Origin of the sequence: Rhodococcus sp. SBT000017, assembly GCF_003688915.1 — a bacterium.
GTDB lineage: Bacteria > Actinomycetota > Actinomycetes > Mycobacteriales > Mycobacteriaceae > Rhodococcoides.
In genome coordinates this window covers 1,839,025-1,860,049 of the sequence record NZ_REFU01000001.1, presented here as the reverse complement: position 1 = coordinate 1,860,049, position 21,025 = coordinate 1,839,025, and the positions used below count along the sequence as shown (strand labels likewise).

Sequence of the window (21,025 nt, the reverse complement as noted above, 5' to 3'; positions counted from 1 at the left end):
TCCGGTGAGAAAATAGAGAACGAAGTAAGCAACTTGCTCGATGTGTTCGGTGCCCACCGATCGCTGCCGCTTCGGCAGCCGGTGGGGGCGCGTGTGATTGTGGGAAAGAGAGGATTCGATTGGACCCGCTAGGTGTGGAAGGTGCTGGACACGACGACGGAGTCGGCAGTCCTGAGCATTCGTCGTTCCCACTGTCACCGGCCCAATTGGGAATGTGGTTCGCGCAGCATGTGGACCCCTCGGTACCCGCGAACATCGCCCAATACATCGAGCTGCACGGCGAGCTCGACGTGGAGCTCCTCCGTCGCGCATCCTCACAGGCGGCACTCGAGCTGCAGTCCGGATTCGTGCGCATCGTCGAGATCGACGCCGAGCCGCGGCAGATCGTCGATCCCACCCTCGACGACTCTCTGAACTACCTGGACCTACGCGGCGAGGCCGATCCGCGGGCAGCGGCCCTTGCGTGGATGCACGGCGACTACAGCGCGCCGATCGACATCCTCCGCGACCGACTGATCGCCGCGACCGTCCTGCGCCTCGAGGACGACGTCTGGTTCTGGTACGAGCGCGTGCATCACGTGGTGCTCGACGGATTCGGTGCCGTCACGTTCATGAACCGTGCGGCGGAGCTGTACACCGCGGCGGTCGAGGGCACCGAACCGAGCAAGAACCTGGCGTCGGACCTGACCAAGGTCTACGACATCGACGTGGCCTACCGCGACTCGACCCGTTTCGAGGCCGACCGCGAGTACTGGGCATCGCGGATCGACGGGATCGACGGAGTCACCACCCTCGCCGGTCACACGGCTGCTCCCGCAGCGACGAGTCTGATCGACAGCACAGCTCTGTCCAGCGAGACGATGGACAGCCTCGAAGCCCTGCGTGTCGAGACCGACACGACGATGGCGACCATCGTCATCGCCGGCTTCGCCGCCTACCTCGCGCAGATGACCGGACGCGAGGACGTCGTGCTCTCGCTCCCGGTCACCGCGCGCACCACTGCAGTGTTGCGCCGCTCCGGCGGCATGGTCTCCAACGTCGTTCCCCTCCGGCTGGACGTGTCGGGTGACACCACCGTCGAGACGCTGCTCGCGCGCGTCAACGCCGAGGTCTCCGGGGCCCTGCGTCACCAGCGATACCGGCACGAGGACATTCGGCGCGATGCCGGAGCGGCCAGCGGTCAGGCCTCGTTCTTCGGCCCCTGGGTCAACATCATGCTGTTCTTCGGCGAGGTGCGCCTCGGTTCGATGGTCGGCGGCATCAACATCCTCTCGACCGGCCTCATCGAGGATTTCGGGCTCAATCTCTACACCAGCGTCGCCGGGTCCACCACGCACATCGACTTCGAGTCCAACCCCAATCTGTACGGACCGGAACAAGCCGGCCGGAACCACGAACGCTTCGTCGACTTCTTCGCCCGCTTCGTGGCGTCGGGACCGAAGGACGCGGTATGGGATCTGGCACTGACGAACGGTCTCGAACGCGAGCAGGTCGTGGACCGGTGGAACGACACCGAGCACGAGACCGAACCACGGACTCTGCTCTCTGCATTCGAGGCAGCCGCGGCCGCGAATCCGAACGCAACAGCCCTGGTGTACGAGGGTGAGGCGCTGACCTACGGTGACCTCTCGGCGCGCGTGAACGGCCTCGCTCGCCACCTGATCGACATGGGTGTGGGTCCCGAGACGCTCGTCGGACTGTCGATTCGCCGTTCTTTCGACCTCGTCGTCGGCATGTACGCGATCGTCGCGGCAGGCGGTGCCTGGGTGCCGATCGACCCCGACCACCCCGCGGATCGCACGGCCTACATTCTGGACTCGGCACAGCCGCGGTGCGTGCTGATCTCTTCCCGCGACGACGTGGCGCTGCCCGAGGGAACCGAGACGGTTGCGGTCGATCTCGTCGACTGTGCCGCGAGGTCCACGGCACCCGTTCGGGATGTCGAACGCACTGCGCCACTACGACTTTCGAATACTGCGTACGTGATCTACACCTCCGGTTCCACCGGACGGCCCAAGGGCGTCGCGGTCGAACACGCGGCGATCCACAACCAGATGGAGTGGATGCTCTCGGAGTATCCGATGGACGGCTCCGACGTCTATCTGCAGAAGACGGCCACCACCTTCGACGTCTCGCTCTGGGGATTCTTCCTGCCGCTGCGCGTCGGCGCGACGATGGTGCTCGCCACCCCCGACGGGCATCGAGACTCGGTCTACGTGGCCAACAAGATCGCCGAACATCGGGTCACGATCACCGATTTCGTGCCGTCGATGCTGACGGTGTTCGTGGCCAACGCGCCGATGGGCACCTGCAGTTCGCTGCGCCACGTGTTCGTCATCGGTGAGGCCCTGCCGGTCGAGACGGCAGCGTCGTTCCGCGCGCTGTGCTCGGCGGGGCTGCACAATCTCTACGGCCCCACCGAGGCCGCGGTCTCGGTCACCTATCACCCCAGCGGACCGGAGGACACCCGCACCGTTCCGATCGGTGTCCCCGAGTGGAACACCAGGGCCTTCGTTCTCGACGGTCGGCTGCGACCCACCCCGATCGGCGAATCGGGCGAGCTGTACCTCGCCGGAGTCCAGTTGGCGCGCGGCTACGTGGGCCGACCGGATCTGAGCTCGGATCGCTTCGTCGCCAACCCCTTCGGCACCGACGGCGAGCGGATGTACCGCACCGGTGACCTCGTGCGCTGGCGTAGCGACGGAGTGCTGGACTACATCGGACGAACCGATTTCCAGGTCAAGTTCCGCGGCCAACGCATCGAGCTCGGTGAGATCGAAACGGTTCTGCTCGCCAACGAATCCATCTCGCAGGCAGTGGTGTTGGTGGTCCAGACGGTCACCGGTGATCAGTTGGTGGCGTATGTGGTCGCCGCTCCCGGACGATCCATCGAGTCGGCCGCGGCGATCGAGTTCGCCGGTCACGCCCTACCGTCGTACATGGTGCCTGCAGCAGTCGTCGTCCTCGACGCCCTGCCGCTGAACACCAGCGGCAAGCTCGACCGAAAAGCGTTGCCGGAACCGGTGTTCAGCAGTGCGAAGAAGTACCGGGCCCCGCAGAGCCGCGCGGAGTACGTCGTCGCGGGCATCTACGAGGATCTGCTCGGAGCTTCCAAGGTCGGTCTGGACGAGGACTTCTTCGAGCTCGGTGGCAACTCTCTGATCGCCACGCAGTTGGTGACACGAGTCGGCAGCGCTCTCGGTGTGCGCCTCGGTGTCCGTGAGCTGTTCGAGGCTCCCACGGTCGGCGCACTCGCGGCCAGGGCCGAATCGGCGGCCCGGCTCGGGGCGGACACCCCGGTTCTGGAGTCGCGGGAACGCCCCGAGCGTATTCCGCTCTCACCTGCGCAACAGCGGATGTGGTTCCTCAACCGCTTCGACCCGACCACCGCGGCGTACAACCTGCCGTTCTCCGTTCGTCTGACCGGCCCGCTGGACGTGGTGGCGCTGTCTGCCGCATTCGCCGACGTTGTCGATCGACACGAAACGCTGCGCGCCGTCTACCCCGAAGTGGACGGCTCACCGGAACAGGTCGTACTCACGGCCGCACGGACACCGGCGACGATCCTGCCGGTCCGCATCGAACGCGACGAACTGGGTGGCCGGCTGCACGAACTGGTCGCCAAGGGATTCGACGTCACGGTCGATACACCGTTCCGCATCGCACTCTTCGAGATCTCACCGACCGAACACGAACTCGCGATGGTGCTCCACCACATCGCCGCCGACGGTGCGTCGTTCGGCCCACTGGCGCGGGACGTGCTGGTGGCGTACTCGAGCCGCGTCAAGGGGCGCGCACCCGAGTGGACCCCTCTCGAGGTCCAGTACGCCGACTACGCGTTGTGGCAGCGAGCGGTGCTCGGTCCCGAGACCGATCCGCTGTCTCTGGCGTCTCGCGAAATCGCCTACTGGAGCGCGACTCTCGAAGATCTGCCCGATCAACTGGCGCTGCCGTCGAGCAGGCCACGGCCCGCCGTGTCCTCGAATGCGGGCAGCAAACTCCGGGTGGACGTTCCGGCGCATCTGCATGCCTCGCTGGCGAACCTGGCCCGAGCGAACAACGCCTCGCTGTTCATGGTCATGCAATCGGCGTACGCGCTGCTGCTCGCCCGGCTCAGTGGTACCACCGACATCGCTATCGGTGCGCCCGTGGCCGGTCGGGGAGAACCCGCGCTGGACGACCTGGTCGGCATGTTCGTCAACACGCTCGTGCTGCGCACCGAGGTCGACCCGGCGTTGACGTTCGAGGATCTGCTCTCGCGCGTACGTGACACGGATCTGTCCGCGTTCGCGCATGCAGACGTGCCGTTCGAGCGCCTCGTCGAGGTGCTGAACCCGGTCCGCTCGACGTCTCGGCACCCGCTGTTCCAGGTCGCGATCTCACTCGAATCGGCGATGTCTCGTGAACTCACCGTCGGCAGTCTGCGCGCGGAAGCCGCCGAATTCGATGTTCCCATCGCCAAATTCGACATACAGCTGTGGCTGACCGAGCACCTCGACGACGGAGCGCCCGCGGGTATCGATGCGGTGTTCGAGTACGCAACGGATCTGTTCGACGAAGATCTCGTCGAGAGCTTCGCGCGTCGCTTCCTGGCGATTCTGGACGCGGTCACCACGGACGCGACAGTGCCGGTCGGTGACGTCACGATCGTCGACGCCGCGGAGCACCGTGCCGTGGTGTCGCAGTGGAACGTCTCGGGAGACGACGTCTCACGAGAGCTGACCCTGGTGGATCTGCTCGATGCAGCAGCCGCGAATCACCCGGACGCCGTCGCGGTGCGATTCGGTGGCTCGTCGATGACCTATGCGGAGTTCGATGCGCAGTCCAATCGCCTTGCGCGCGTTCTCGTCTCGCACGGCGTCGGCCCCGAAAGCCTGGTCGCCGTAGCACTTCCTCGGTCGGCGGAACTGGTCGTCGCGCTCGTCGCGGTGATCAAGGCCGGCGGTGGATACCTCCCCGTCGACCCGAGCTACCCACTCGACCGGGTCGAGTACATGCTCGACGATGCTCGCCCCACCACCGTTCTGTTGTCCGGCTCGGACCGAGTCGAACTGCCGTCCGACGTCGAATCACGTACCGGCGCAGCGCTGCTCGATATCGACACCGTCGATCTGTCCTCGGTGTCCGACGATCCCGTCACCGACGAGGATCGGACTGCTCCGCTGCGGCCCGACAACGTCGCCTACGTCATCTACACCTCGGGTTCGACGGGCCGTCCCAAGGGCGTGATGGTTCCGCATCGCAACGTCGTTCGGCTGCTCGACAACACCGATTCGGTCTACGGCTTCGGTGCCGACGACGTCTGGACGATGTTCCACTCCTACGCGTTCGACTTCTCGGTGTGGGAGCTGTGGGGCCCGTTGCTGTACGGCGGCACGTTGGTCGTCGTCGACTACTTCACCTCACGGTCGCCGGAGGCATTCCACCGACTGCTCGTCGACGAGCAGGTCACGGTGCTGAACCAGACGCCGTCGGCGTTCTATCAGCTCTCCGAGGCCGATCGCACGACGGCGACCGCGCACGGCGAATTGGTGCTGCGGTACGTGATCTTCGGCGGTGAAGCCCTCGAACAACGACGGCTGACCGGCTGGTTCGAACGGCACGGGCACAGTGCGCCCCAGCTCGTCAACATGTACGGCATCACCGAGACGACCGTGCACGTGTCCTACCGTGCGCTCGATGCCGCGTCCGTCGAGACCAGTGCGTCGGTGGTCGGTAAGCCGATCGCCGGGCTGCGGGTATTCGTACTGGACACTCGCCTGCACCCGGTTCCGGTCGGGGTGCCCGGTGAAATGTACGTCGCCGGTGGACAACTCGCCCGCGGTTACCTCGGTCGCCGGGAACTGACGTCGGTTCGCTTCGTGGCGAACCCGTTCGCGTCGGGAGCCGACGAGGGATCGCTGCTGTACCGAACCGGTGACCTCGCACAGTGGAACGCCGCAGGCGAACTCGAGTACCTCGGACGTTCCGACGACCAGGTCAAGGTTCGCGGATTCCGCATCGAACTGGGTGAGGTCGAGGCGGCGGTGTCCGCGCAGCCGACCGTCACCCAGGCCGCCGTGGTCGTGCGCGAGGACTCGCCCGGTGCAGCTCGACTGGTCGCCTACGTGGTGTCCGCCGCGGTCGAGGGCAGGCCGATCGTCGACATCGAAGACATCAGAACCGGTATCGCAGAGGTACTTCCCGAGTACATGGTGCCGTCGGCTTTCGTCGTGCTCGACGCGATCCCACTGACCGTCAACGGCAAGCTCGATCGCCGGGCACTGCCGGCTCCGGTGTTCGAGGTGCGCGAGTTCCGCGCCCCGACCACACCGATCGAGGAGATCGTCGCGGACGTCTTCGCAGACGTTCTCGGCGTGGAACGCGTGGGTCTCGACGACGACTTCTTCGAGCTCGGCGGTAACTCGCTGATCGCCACGCAGGTGGTCTCGCGCCTGGGAGTCGCTCTCGATGCGACCGTGCCGGTGCGCATGCTGTTCGAGGCATCGACCGTAGCGCTGCTCGCGGTACGGGTGGAGCAGGCCGCAGGGGAGGGCGGCCGCGTCGCGCTCGTCGCAACCGTGCGGCCCGAGCGCATTCCGCTCTCGCTCGCGCAGCAGCGTATGTGGTTCCTCAATCGATTCGACGCCGATTCGACCGCGTACAACATTCCGTTCGCACTGAGACTGACCGGCGAACTCGACGTCGCCGCGTTGCAGGTGGCGATCATGGACGTCATCGACCGTCACGAATCGCTGCGCACGGTCTACCCCGACACCGCGGCCGGCCCGCAGCAGACCATCCTCGATGCCGCGCAGACGGTGCCGAACCTGATGCCCGTTCCGACGTCCGCGACCGATATCCAGCGGCAGGTCTTCACGCTCGCGTCGACGACGTTCGACGTGACGGTCAACGTTCCGATTCAGGCTCGCCTCTTCGAGATCGGTCCCCGCGAGCACGTCATCGCCATGGTGGTGCACCACATCTCGGCCGACGGCTGGTCGATGGGTCCACTGGCCCGCGACCTCATGATCGCGTACGCCTCACGCACCGCGTGGGAGAACCCGGCGTGGATGCCGCTCGAGGTGCAGTACGCCGACTACAGCCTGTGGCAGCGTTCGGTTCTCGGCTCCGAGGACGATCCGCAATCGCTGATCTCCGGTCAGGTCGACTACTGGGCCGACATGCTTGCCGGTCTGCCCGACCAGCTGGACCTGCCGACCGATCGGCCGCGCCCGAATCGTCAGTCTTACCAGGGATCGTCGATCCGATTCGAGGTACCGGCCGAGGTCCACCGAGGCCTGTCCTCGCTGGCTCACACGCACAACGCATCGCTGTTCATGGTCGTGCACGCCGCTCTGGCGGTACTGCTCGCTCGCTTGTCCGGCATCGAGGACATCGCGATCGGTACTCCGGTCGCAGGCCGCGGCGACGCAGCCCTGGACGACGTGGTCGGCATGTTCGTCAACACCCTCGTGCTGCGCACCGATATCGAGTCGGGTCGCACGTTCTCGGAGCAGATCGGCCGCGCCCGCGAGGTCGCGCTCGGTGCGTTCGGGCACGCCGATCTGCCGTTCGAGCGCTTGGTCGAGGTGCTGAACCCGTCCCGGTCGCAGGCGCGGCACCCGCTGTTCCAGGTGATGCTCTCGTTCGAGAACCTCACCCGTACGCACGTGGACCTACCCGGACTGTCGGTGGACAGCGTCGCCCTCGATGCCGAGGTGGCGAAGTTCGACCTGCAGCTGACCGTCACCGAGTCCATCGGAGTGGACGGTCGCGGACAGGGCATGGCAGCCGAGTTGACCTACGCGACCGATCTTTTCGACGCCGCGACGGTCCGAGGATTTGCCGAACGTTTCGTGCGGATGCTCACTGCCGTGGTCGCAGATCCCTCGCTGTCGGTGGGAGACATCGACCTTCTCGACGACGGCGAGCGCGAGCGCGTCGTCACGGCGTGGAACCGGACCGAACACGACGTGCCGAAGCAGGTGACGTTGGTCGACCTGTTCGACCGTCAGGTCGACCGGACCCCCGATGCACCGGCTCTGGTGTTCGAGGGGGAGCGGCTGACGTATGCGGAGTTCGCGGCGAGAGCCAATCGTCTTGCGCGACATCTGGTGTCGACCGGTGTCGGGCCCGACACCCTCGTGGGGCTCGCCATCGGACGCAGCCTCGACCTGTTCGTGGGTATGTACGCGATCGTCAAGGCCGGAGCCGGGTATGTTCCGATCGATCCGACGCAGCCGGCCGATCGCAACGAATACATCGTGGCCACGGCCGCACCGGTCCGAGTGCTGTCCACCACGCGAGATCACGTGGAGTTCGCCGGGGTCGCGACGATCGACATCGACACACTCGACGTGTCGGACCTGTCCTCGACGCCGTTGACCGACGCCGACCGGGCAGCCCCGCTGCGGCCCTCGAACATCGCCTACGTGATCTTCACGTCGGGATCGACAGGTCGCCCCAAGGGCGTCGGAGTCTCGCACGAGGCGATCGTCAACCGCCTGCTGTGGATGCAGCACGAGTATCAATTGAACGCCGACGACGTGGTGCTGCAGAAGACTCCGTCGACCTTCGACGTCTCGGTGTGGGAGTTCTTCTGGGCTCTGCAGAACGGCGCATCGGTCGCCATCGCTGTTCCGGACGGTCACCGCGATGCGATGTATCTGCTCGACGTAATTGCGCGCGAACATGTCTCGGTGGTGCACTTCGTACCGTCGATGATGTCCGTCTTCGTCCCCGAGGTGGAGCGACGCCGAGCATCGGGTGCCACACTGCGGCTGGTGTTCGCATCCGGCGAGGCACTGGCTCCCACCACGGCTCGTGCACTACGCCGAGCGGTCAAGGGAGTCGAGCTGCACAACCTCTACGGCCCGACGGAGGCCGCCGTCGACGTCACCTATCACGCTGTCACGGACGAGGATTCGGACGTGATGCCGATCGGTGCGCCGGTGTGGAACACCGCCGTGTACGTGCTCGACTCGCGACTGAATCCCACTCCCGTCGGTGTCGCAGGTGAGCTCTACCTCGCAGGTACACAGCTGGCTCGTGGCTACGTGAGCCGCCCCGACCTGACCGCGGATCGCTTCGTGGCACATCCGTTCGCAACGGGCGGGCAGCGCCTCTATCGGACCGGCGACGTGGTGCGGTGGAACCGTGACGGCGAGCTGGAGTACGTGGGTCGTTCGGATTTCCAGGTGAAGCTGCGCGGCCTGCGCATCGAACTCGGCGAGATCGAATCCGCATTGCTGGCACAACGCTCCATCTCTCAGGCAGTCGTCGTGGTCCGCAACGACCAACTCGTCGGGTACGTCGTACCGTCCGGTGCCTCGGTGGAGACCGGAGCCGTCCTCGGTGCCCTGCGCTCTCGACTCGCGGAGTACATGGTGCCGTCGACGCTGATCGTGCTCGAGGAGTTTCCGCTCGGTGCCAGCGGAAAGCTCGACCGCAAGGCTCTGCCCGATCCCGCTTTCGAGGTGACCGAGTACCGGGAACCGACCAACGACATCGAACGCACCGTTGCGGAGGTCTTCGCCCAGGTCCTCGGAGTCGAGCGCGTCGGTCTCGACGACGACTTCTTCGAGCTCGGCGGAAACTCCCTCATCGCAACACAACTGGTGTCACGACTGGGCGTCGCCATGGACACTCGAATTGCGGTTCGAGAGCTGTTCGACACCTCCACGGTGGCCGATCTGGCCGCGCGGTTGGGCACACTGGTCGCCACCGGAAGCCGTCCGCCGCTGGTGCCTCAGCAACGGCCGCAACACATTCCGTTGTCGCTCGCGCAGCAGCGGATGTGGTTCCTGAACAAGTTCGACGTCGAATCCGCAGCCAACAACATCCCGATCGCCGTGCGACTGTCCGGTCTGCTGGACCGTCGCGCAATGCAGATCGCGGTCGCGGACGTCGTGGCTCGGCAGGAGTCCCTGCGCACGGTGTTCCCGGAGACCGACGGAACCGCACATCAGGTGATCGTCGACGCAGCCACGGCCACACCGGATCTGACGCCCGTCGACATCGCCGCGCACGAGGTCGCGGATGCGTTGCGTGAACTGGCGACCACCGGATTCGACCTGTCGAAGGACCTGCCCTTCCGAACCAGGCTCTTCGAGGTCAGCCCCACCGAGCACCTGCTGGTGTTCGTCGTCCACCACATCGCGGCCGACGGGTTCTCGCTGGGCCCGCTCACCCGAGACGTGATGAACGCGTACGCGGCTCGCTCGCTGAACCAGGAGCCCTTCTGGTCTCCGCTGCCGGTCGACTACGCCGATTACAGCCTCTGGCAGCGCGAAGTACTCGGTTCCGAGGACGACCCGCAGTCGGTCGTCTCGCAGCAGATCGACTACTGGACAGCCACTCTGGCGGGCCTACCGGATCAGCTCGACGTGCCGTCCGACCGACCGAGGCCTGTCGTGGCGTCGAACCGTGGCGCGCTCGTACGCTTCTCCATCGACGAAGATCTGCACCGCGCGCTGATCGATGCCGCCAGAGCAGAGAACGCCTCGCTGTTCATGGTGGTGCACACCTCGTTGGCCGTACTGCTGTCGCGGTTGTCCGGCGAGGCCGACATCGCGATCGGCACCCCGGTCGCCGGTCGCGGTGAGGCCGCCCTCGACGACTTGATCGGCATGTTCGTCAACACGCTGGTGTTGCGCACCGAGATCGACACGTCGCGGCGATTCGACCAGGTTCTCGCCGACACCCGCGAGACCGACCTGTCGGCTCTGGCCCACGTGGACGTACCTTTCGAGCGGCTGGTCGAAATTCTCAACCCCGCCCGATCCACGGCTCGGCATCCCCTCGTGCAGGTGGTACTCGCGTTCCAGAACCTGGGACAGAAGGATCTCGAACTGCCTGGACTGTCGGTCTCGGGTGTCGATTTCGAGACGCTGGTCGCGCTGTTCGATCTGCAGTTCACGTTCGTGGAGTCGATCGGACCGAGCGGTGCTCCGCAGGGCATGACCGTCGACGTCACCTACGCCACCGATCTCTTCGACGAAGCCACGGTCGTCACGCTTGGCGATCGGTTGATCACGGTTCTCGAAGCCGTCGCCGACAACCTCTCGACCGTGGTCGGGGACATCGAGCTGCTCGAGCCCGTCGAACGCAGCCGGGTGCTGGTCGAGTGGAACGACACCGCGCACGAGCTCGACCGGGCACAGACGTTGGCCTCACTTGCCGGACAGGTCGACTCGACCTCCGCCGCACTGGTTTTCGAGGGCGACACGCTCGGCTACGGCGAATTCCAGGAACGGGTCTCCCGTCTGGCGCGGTTCCTGATCGCCCGCGGTGTCGGACCCGAGAGCGCGGTGGGCATCGCTGCCCGTCGCTCGGTGGAACTCCTCGTCGGCATTCACGCGATCATCGCCGCCGGCGGTGCGTACGTACCGATCGATCCGGACCAGCCGACCGAGCGGATCGCACACATTCTCGGAACCGCGGAACCGGTCTGCGTGCTGACCACCTCACGTGACGCGGTGGAAGCCGACGGCTACGAGGTGCTCGATATCGACACCCTCGATCTGTCCGGCTTCTCCGATGCGCCGATCACCGACGCGGACCGAATCAGTGCGCTGGCACCGTCCAACACCGCCTACGTCATCTTCACCTCGGGTTCGACCGGGCAGCCCAAGGGCGTGGCCGTCTCACACGAGGCGATCGTCAACCGCCTGCTGTGGATGCAGTCGGAGTACGAGCTGAGTCCCGACGACGTGGTGCTGCAGAAGACCCCCGTCACGTTCGACGTGTCGGTGTGGGAACTGTTCTGGCCGTTGCAGATCGGCGCTACGTTGGTCATCGCGAAGCCCGACGGCCATCGCGACCCTCAGTACCTGCTCGAGACGATCGAGGCACAGTCGGTCACCACGGCGCACTTCGTACCGTCTTTGCTCGAGGTCTTCGTGTCCGTCGTGGCGGCTGCGCCGTCTCCTGCGGCCGGCTCTCTGCGGACGCTGTTCGCATCAGGAGAGGCGCTGCCCGCCGAGGTCGGCGATCGGCTCCGTCGCGTCCTGCCGGGCGTGGCTCTGCACAACCTCTACGGCCCCACCGAGGCGGCCGTCGACGTCACCTACCACGCAGTGACGGAGGCGGACGTCGACCTCGTCCCGATCGGTGTCCCCGTGTGGAACACCAGAACGTATGTCCTCGACGCTCGACTGTCTCCGGTCGCACCTGGGGTTGCCGGCGAGCTGTACCTCGCCGGAGTTCAACTGGCCCGCGGATATCTCGGACGAACGGACCTGACGGCCGATCGATTCCTTCCCGACCCGTTCGGAGAACCGGGCTCGCGCATGTACCGCACCGGTGACCTGGTGCGCTGGCGTGCGGCGTCCTCCGGTTCAGGACGGTTGGAGTACCTGGGCCGTACCGACTTCCAGGTCAAGCTTCGAGGACTGCGCATCGAACTCGGCGAGATCGAGACCGTGCTGCGCAAGCATCCGTCCGTGGAATCCGCCGTCGTATTGGTTCGGCAGACCGTTGCCGCGGGTGATCAGCTGGTCGCCTACGTCGTACCCACGGTCGGCGGGACCGTCGACGTCGCCGAACTGACGGAGTTCGCGTCGCGTTCGCTCGCGAGCTACATGGTCCCGGCCGCGACCGTCGTGCTCGACGCGCTGCCACTGACGCCCAACGGCAAGCTCGATCGTCGCGCTCTGCCGGAGCCGAACATCGAGCAGCGCGTGTTCCGTGCACCGACCACCACGTCGGAAACCGTTGTGGCCGAGGTCTTCCGCGATGTTCTCGGCATCGATGTGGTCGGTGTCGACGACGAGTTCTTCGCGCTCGGCGGCAACTCCCTCGTCGCCACGAGAGTGGCGTCGAGAATCGGCGCTGCACTCGACACCACGGTGACCGTGCGGACGATATTCGAGGCATCGACCGTGTCCGCCCTGGCGGCCAGGCTCGACGAGCTCTCGGGTTCGGGCCGTCGAATTCCGCTGGTGCGTACCGATTTGCCGGATCTGGTACCGCTCTCGCTCGCGCAGCGCCGGATGTGGTTCCTCAACCGGTTCGACCCGGAGTCCGCGACGGAGAACCTCCCCGTCGCCATCGAGCTCAGTGGCGGTCTCGACATCCCCGCTCTGCGCGCAGCAGTGGCCGACGTGATCGAGCGGCACGAGTCGCTGCGAACGGTCTACCCGGAGGTCGACGGCGTCGCCTCCCAGGTGATCGTTCCGGCGGAGCGGGTGGTTCCGGATCTGGTACCGGCTGCGACCACCACGGCGGAACTGCCGTCGGTGCTGGCGGCGCTGGCGATGGGCGGGTTCGACGTCACCGCGGAGCCGCCGTTGCGCGCTGCGTTGTTCGAGCTGGGCTCGGACCACCACGTTCTGGCGTTCGTCACCCACCACATCGCTGCCGACGGCTTCTCGATCGGCCCCATGACTCGGGATCTGATGGTCGCGTACGCGGCCCGGAGCGCGGGCACCGAGCCCGGTTGGGCTCCGCTCGCCGTCCGCTACGTCGACTACACCCTCTGGCAGCAGGCCGTTCTCGGTTCCGAGGACGATCCGTCGTCACCGGTCTCGAACCAGATTCGGCACTGGACGAGGGCATTGGCCTCGCTGCCGGACGAGGTCACCTTCCCCGGCGATCGCGTCCGCCCGGACAGGTCGTCGTATCGCGGCGGCAACATCACGCTGGCCCTCGACGCAGCCACGCACGGACGCCTCGGCGACGTGGCCCGCGCCAACCAGAGCTCACTGTTCATGGTGTTGCACTCCTCGCTCGCCGTGCTGTTGGCCCGGCTGTCCGGTGAGACCGACATCGCGATCGGTACTCCGGTCGCAGGACGCGGTGAGGCCGCGCTCGACGACGTCATCGGAATGTTCGTCAACACGCTGGTACTGCGGACCGACATCGATCACGGCAGCGCCTTCACCGAGCTGCTGGCTCGGGCACGCGAGACCGACCTGTCGGCGTTCGCCCATGCCGAGGTGCCGTTCGAGCGGCTCGTCGAGGTACTCGACCCACCGCGGTCGGCGGCTCGGCACCCGCTCGTCCAGGTGATGCTCACCGTGCAGAACATGGAGCAGACCGAGCTCGAACTCCCCGGTCTGAGCGTGCGCGGAGTCGATCTCGACGTCGAGACGGCCAAGTTCGACGTTCAGTTCACGTTCACCGAGAACCACGTCGACGGCGGCATGACCGTCGACGTCACCTTTGCTCGCGACCTGTTCGACGACAGCACAGCGCGTGTGATCGGGGAACGCCTGATCCGCGTCCTCGAGTCCGTGGCAAGCAATCCTGGTCAGCGAATCGGCGACGTCCCTGTGATGGACGAAGCCGAACGCGGCCGTGTTCTCGCACTCGCCCAGGACGCGCCTGCCGTTGCCGATTCGCTCGACACGATCGTCGATCTCTTCGCCGCTCGGGTGGCCGAGGACCCGGACGCTCCCGCAGTGGTGTTCGAGGGTGCCTCCAGGAGTTACCGAGAGATCGACGAGTCCTCGACGGCACTGGCGAGAATTCTCGCCGGCCAGGGAGTCGGGCCGGAGTCGCTGGTGGCCGTCGTGCTGCCGCGTACCGCCGATCTCGTCGTGGCACTGCTCGCGGTGCTCAAAGCCGGCGGTGCCTACGTTCCGATCGATCCGTCCTACCCGGCCGACCGTATCGAGTTCGTACTCACCGATTCTCGTCCGGTGGCCGTCCTGACGTGGACCGGTGTGGACGTGGAGCTACCCGCCGCGCTTCCCCGGATCGATATCGACACCGCCTCGATGCCGGGCGACGTGTCGGTGGCCGATCCGATTCCGGCGACCGCGGCTGCGACGGCGTACGTGATCTACACCTCGGGCTCGACGGGCAAGCCCAAGGGCGTGCTCGTTCCACATCGCAACGTCGCACGGCTGTTGGCGAACACCGAGCGGCACTTCGACTTCGGTCGAGGCGACGTGTGGACGCTGTTCCACTCGTTCGCGTTCGACTTCTCGGTGTGGGAACTGTGGGGCCCGCTCACCACCGGCGGCAGCGTCGTCGTGGTCGACTACTTCACCTCCAGGTCGCCGGAAGCGTTGCGAGAGCTGCTCGTTCGTGAACACGTCACCGTTCTCAATCAGACTCCGTCGGCGTTCTACCAGCTCGATCAGGTCGATCGGACCGCAGGCTCGACAGGCGACTATTCGTTGCGGTACATCGTGTTCGGTGGCGAGGCGCTGGAACTGCGACGACTGGCCGGTTGGTTCGATCGTCACGGCGACGAATCCCCGCAACTGGTCAACATGTACGGCATCACCGAAACCACCGTCCACGTCTCGCACCGCGTCGTGGACGCGCAGTCCGCAGCGCAGGCTTCGGGATCTCTGGTGGGACGCGCCATCTCGGGGCTCTCGGTGTACGTACTGGATTCGCGACTGTCGCTGGTGCCAGCAGGCGTGCCGGGGGAGATGTACGTCTCCGGTGGTCAGGTCGCGCGCGGGTATCTCGGTCGGCCCGGACTGAGCGCGACGAGGTTCGTCGCCGATCCTTTCGCAGGCGACGGATCGGTCCTGTACCGCACCGGCGACGTGGCACGGTGGTCGACCGACGGCGAACTCGAATTCGTCGGTCGCGCCGACGAACAGGTCAAGATCCGCGGTTTCCGAATCGAGCTGGGCGAGGTCGAATCCGCCGTCGCGTCCGCTCCTGCCGTCGGGCAGGCCGCGGTGATCGTGCGCGAGGACACTCCCGGTGCCGCACGCCTGGTTGCCTACGTCGTGCCCGCGGCCGAGTCGACCGTCGACATCGACGTCGTCAGGGCAGCGATCGGGGAGCACCTTCCCGAGTACATGGTGCCCTCGGCGTTCGTGGTTCTCGACGCGATTCCGTTGACCGGCAACGGAAAACTGGACCGGCGAGCGCTGCCCGAGCCGGCCGCGCGCACACGTGAGTTCCGGCCACCGACCACTCCGGTGGAGGAAATGGTCGCCGACGTGTTCGCCGAGGTTCTCGGAGTGGAGCGCGTCGGTCTCGACGACGACTTCTTCGAGCTCGGCGGCAATTCGCTGGTGGCAACGCAGGTGGTGTCCAGGCTGGGAGCCGCAGCGGACACCACTGTCCTCGTCCGCGCACTGTTCGAGGCCCCGACCGTCGCGGCTCTGGCAGCGCGGGTCGAGCAGGGTTCGGGCGCAGGCGCGCGTCCGGCGCTGGTGGCATCGACGCGACCGAGCCGAGTGCCGCTCTCGCTCGCGCAGCAGCGGATGTGGTTCCTCAACCGCTTCGATTCCGAGTCCACGGCGTACAACATCCCGTTCGCGCTTCGGCTCAGCGGGCGTCTCGACGTCGACGCGTTGCAGCGTGCCGTCTCCGACGTGATCGAACGTCACGAGACTCTGCGATCGGTCTATCCGGATTCACCCGAAGGCCCGCATCAGGTGATCGTGCCGATGTCCCAGGTGCCCACCACTCTCGAGGTGATCGACACCGACGCGGAGTCGGTGACCGCGCGGGTTCTGGAGCTCCTGTCGGCGACGTTCGACGTCACCACCCAGGTTCCGCTGAAGACCGCACTCTTCCGAGTCTCGAACACCGAATTCGTACTCGGCATGGTCATCCACCACATCAGCGCCGACGGTCTGTCGGTGATGCCGTTGTCCACCGACGTCATGACCGCATACGCCGCGCGCACCCGTGGTTCCGATCCGGCGTGGGCACCGTTGCCGGTGCAGTACGCCGACTACGCGCTGTGGCAACGCCAGGTTCTCGGATCCGAGGAGGATTCGGAATCGATTGCTGCGCAGCAGATTCGGTACTGGGAAAGCGCTCTGGCCGAGCTGCCCGAGCAGATCGAACTACCGCTCGATCGCCCGCGACCCGCCGAGCAGACCTTCCGGGGCAGCCGCGTCGACTTCCGGATCGACGCAGCCGCGCACGCTCGACTGACCGAACTGGCACGCGCACGTAACGCGACGGTGTTCATGGCCGTGCACGCGGCGTTCGCCGTGCTGCTCTCGCGCATGTCGGGATCGTCGGACATCGTCGTCGGAACTCCGATCGCGGGTCGCGGCGAAGCGGAGATCGAGAACCTCGTCGGGATGTTCGTGAACACGTTGGTGCTGCGGCTCGACGTGGCGGGCGGTGCGAGCTTCGAGGACCTCCTCGACGCGGCTCGGGAAACCGATCTGCAGGCTTTCGCCAACTCCGACATACCGTTCGAGCGGCTCGTCGAGGTCGTCAACCCCACCCGGTCGACGGCGCGTCACCCGCTGTTCCAGGTCGGCTTCTCGTTCCAGAACTTCGCGCGCCGAGAATTCGAGCTCGACGGACTGGATATCTCGGCCCTGGACACCGAGACCGGAACGTCGCAGTTCGACCTGCATCTGATCGTCTCCGACGCATCGAGCGGCGACGAGGCGTCGGGCGGGGCCGATGCGTTGTTGACCTACGCGACCGACCTGTTCGACGAGCGCACCGCGCGTTCGCTCGTAGCCCGGTTCGAGGCCGTGCTCGACGCTGTCACAGCGGCGCCGGCGACCCCGATCGGCGATCTCGATCTGTTCCTCGACGGTGAGCTGCCCGCCATCGTCGAGGAGTGGAACGACACCGACCGCGACTTCGATTCGGAAGGTGGCACCACGCTCGCCGATCTGTTCGCGGGCTCGGCAGCGCGCAACGGTGACGCCGTTGCACTCGTGCACGACCACGGCACGCTGACGTACGGCGAGTTCTCCGAGCGGGTGTCGCGTCTGGCCCGTCATCTGATCGGTCTGGGTGTCGGACCCGAAGTGCCGGTGGGGCTTGCCATTCGGCGTTCGGTGGATCTGCTGGTCGGCATGTACGCCGTCTCCGTGGCCGGAGGCGCCTACGTCCCGATCGATCCGGATCAGCCGGCCGAGCGCAACGCGCTGGTGTTGGAGACCGCAGCTCCGCTGTGCGTACTGACATCCGGTGCTGTCGGCCCGGAGATCTCCTCTGCAGCAACGGTCGTCGATCTGGCGCAACTCGATCTCGAGGGCTACTCGTCCGCGCCGGTCGAGACCTCCGAGCGCTGCGGTGAACTCTCCGCCGACACCACGGCCTACGTCATCTTCACGTCCGGGTCCACCGGCCGGCCCAAGGGCGTGGCGGTCTCGCACGGCGCAGTGGTGAACCAGTTGAACTGGCTGCGCGCGGAGTACCGCCTCGACGAGACCGATGCGTCTCTGCTCAAGACCGCAGCGACGTTCGACCTGTCGGTGTGGGAGTTCTGGTCGCAACTGACCTCGGGTGGGCGACTCGTCATCGCGAACCCGGAGGGTCATCGCGATCCCGACTACCTGCTCACACTGATCCGTCGGCACGCGGTGACGACGTTGCATCTGGTGCCGTCGATGTTGTCGATGCTCGGCACCGTTGCCGCGGGCGAGCTGTCACCCGATCTGCGACGTGTCCTGGCCATCGGTGAAGCACTACCCGCAGCGGTGGCACAGGACTTCCGGCGGCACAACGGTTCCGCCGAGCTGTTCAACCTCTACGGTCCGACCGAGGCTGCGGTGTCGGTGACCTCGCATCCGGTCACCGATGCCGACACCGTCACCGTGCCGATCGGCGTGCCCGAGGCCAACACCGCCGTGTTCGTGCTGGACTCGCGCCTTCATCCGGTTCCTGCCGGAGTCACGGGAGAGCTGTATCTCGCCGGTGCACAGCTGGCGCGAGGATATTTCGGGCGTGCGGACCTCACCGCCGAACGGTTCGTGGCGAATCCGTTCGACGCGAACGGAACGCGGATGTATCGCACGGGCGACCTCGTGCGCTGGCGGGTTCCGGTCGTCGACGGAGCACCGGGCGCGGCCCGCCTCGAATACATCGAGCGCGCCGACTTCCAGGTCAAGATTCGCGGCTTCCGCATCGAGCTCGGTGAGATCGAGGCAGCCCTGCGCACACAGGCGACGGTGGCCGACACCGCCGTCGTGGTGCACACCGGCGAATCGATGGGGGACCAGCTGGTTGCCTACGTCGTCGGTACGTCCGGAGCAGTACTCGACGTGGCGAGTGTCGAAGCCGAACTCGCCCGCGCCGTGCCGTCGTACATGGTTCCGGCAGCGTTCGTCGTCCTCGATGCCCTTCCGCTCAACGCCAACGGCAAACTGGATCGACGGGCACTTCCGGCACCGCAGTTCGAGGTTGCCGAGTTCCGCGCCCCGGTCACTCCGGTCGAAGAGATCGTCGCGGCCACCGTGGCGGAACTGCTCGGTCTGGACCGTGCCGGACTCGACGACGATTTCTTTGCGCTCGGCGGAAACTCATTGGTCGCAACGCAATTGGTTTCGCGGCTGGGCCAGGCTCTCGACGCCCAGATTCCGGTGCGAGCAGTGTTCGCGGCGTCCACCGTCGCAGGCCTGGCCGCCCACATCGCCCCGCTCGTCGGGGGCGGTGCGCGCCGAGAACTGACCGTTCGTGAGCGACCCGATCTGCTTCCACTCTCGATCGCTCAGGAAAGAATGTGGACGATCAACCGGATCGACCCCGGTTCCTCGGCGTACAACATTCCTGTCGCGGTCCGGCTGACCGGCGCACTCGACGTCGACTCCCTGCGTGGGGCATTCGACGACGTTCTGGGGCGCCACGAAATTCTGCGCACGGCATACCCGGATTCTGTGGACGGGCCGGTGCAGCAGATCGTTTCCGTCGCCGAGGTAGGGGTCGATCTGACGCCCGAGCGGGTGGAACCGGATGCAGTGATCTCCCGCCTGACCGAAACCCTCGGTGCCGGGTTCGACGTCACGAAGTCGGTCCCGGTGCGCGCTGCGTTGCTGCAGGTCGCCGACAACGAGAATGTGCTCGCCGTGGTGGCACACCACATCGCTGCCGACGGTTTCTCGATGGGTCCGCTGATCCGCGATGTCATGGTGGCCTACACCGCTCGGGTTGCGGGGGAGATGCCGGCATGGACTCCGCTGCCGGTCCAGTACGCCGACTTCGCGCTGTGGCAGCGTGACGTGCTCGGCAGCGAGAACGATCCCGAGAGTCCACTCGCGAAACAACTGGCGTATTGGACGACCGAGTTGGCAGGAGCGCCGGAACAGTTGGCGCTTCCGCTGGATCGGCCGCGACCGCCTCGCCCGACGATGCAGGGTGCCTCGTACGAATTCTCGTTCGGCACCGACATCGCATCGGCGATCGAGAAGATCGCTCGCGAACACTCGGCGACGACGTTCATGGTGGTGCACAGTGCCTTCGCCGTGCTGCTCTCGAGGCTGAGCAACTCCTCCGACATCAGCATCGGCACACCGACTGCCGGTCGCGGTGAACAGCAACTCGACGAGCTCGTCGGCATGTTCGTCAACACCCTCGTGCTGCGAACTCGACTCGATCAGAGCGGCACGTTCGTCGACCTGCTGCAGCAGGCAAAGGACAAGGATCTGGCAGCGTTCGGCCACGCCGACGTCCCGTTCGAGCGGCTCGTCGACGCACTGGGCCGGGCACGGTCGAGTGCCTACACTCCGCTGTTCCAGGCGATGCTGACGTTCCAGAACCACGTGACCGGATCGTTCGAGTTGCCGGGTCTGCACGTACAGGCCTTGCCCGCGGGCGACGACCAGGCCAAGTTCGATCTGCAGCTGACCGCCGTCGAAAAATTCGACGACACCGGAGCACTGCGCGACATCGAGGCGACGTTCACCTACGCGACGGCGATCCTCGAAGAGTCGTCGATCGCGACGTTCGCAGATCAGCTGCTGCGGATTCTGAACGCCGTGGTCTCGGATCCGGATGTGGTGCTGCGGTCCATCGACATCCTCTCCGAGGAGGAGAAGGCGGAGTTCGCACCGCGAACCAAGCCCAAGACGGTGGACGATCTGCCGGATCTGATTGCCCGCGCAGCGGCCGTCGCACCCGATGCGGTGGCACTCGAACACGAGTCGACGACGGTCGATTTCGCTGCTCTGCACGCCAAACTGGCTCAGATGTCGGCAACGATGGGCTCGGCGATGAAGCCGCAGGCTCTGGTGACGGTCACTCTGTCGGCACTGGTTCCGGGGATCTTGCCCGCCCTCGGTGCGGAGGGGCTGAACACCGCTCTGGCATCGTTGATCGAACGGGCGGAGTCGGTGATCGCGTCGTCGTGACGAATGCCGAGCTCGCCGGT

1 protein-coding gene is annotated in these 21,025 nt (G+C 66.1%); it reads left to right on the top strand.

The annotated features are described in order from the left end of the window. Nucleotides 1-134 precede the first annotated feature (134 nt). Nucleotides 135-21,005, top strand: a complete 20,871-nt coding sequence (locus AYK61_RS08320) for a non-ribosomal peptide synthase/polyketide synthase (protein ID WP_259467965.1) — start codon at nt 135-137, stop codon at nt 21,003-21,005. Nucleotides 21,006-21,025 lie beyond the last annotated feature (20 nt).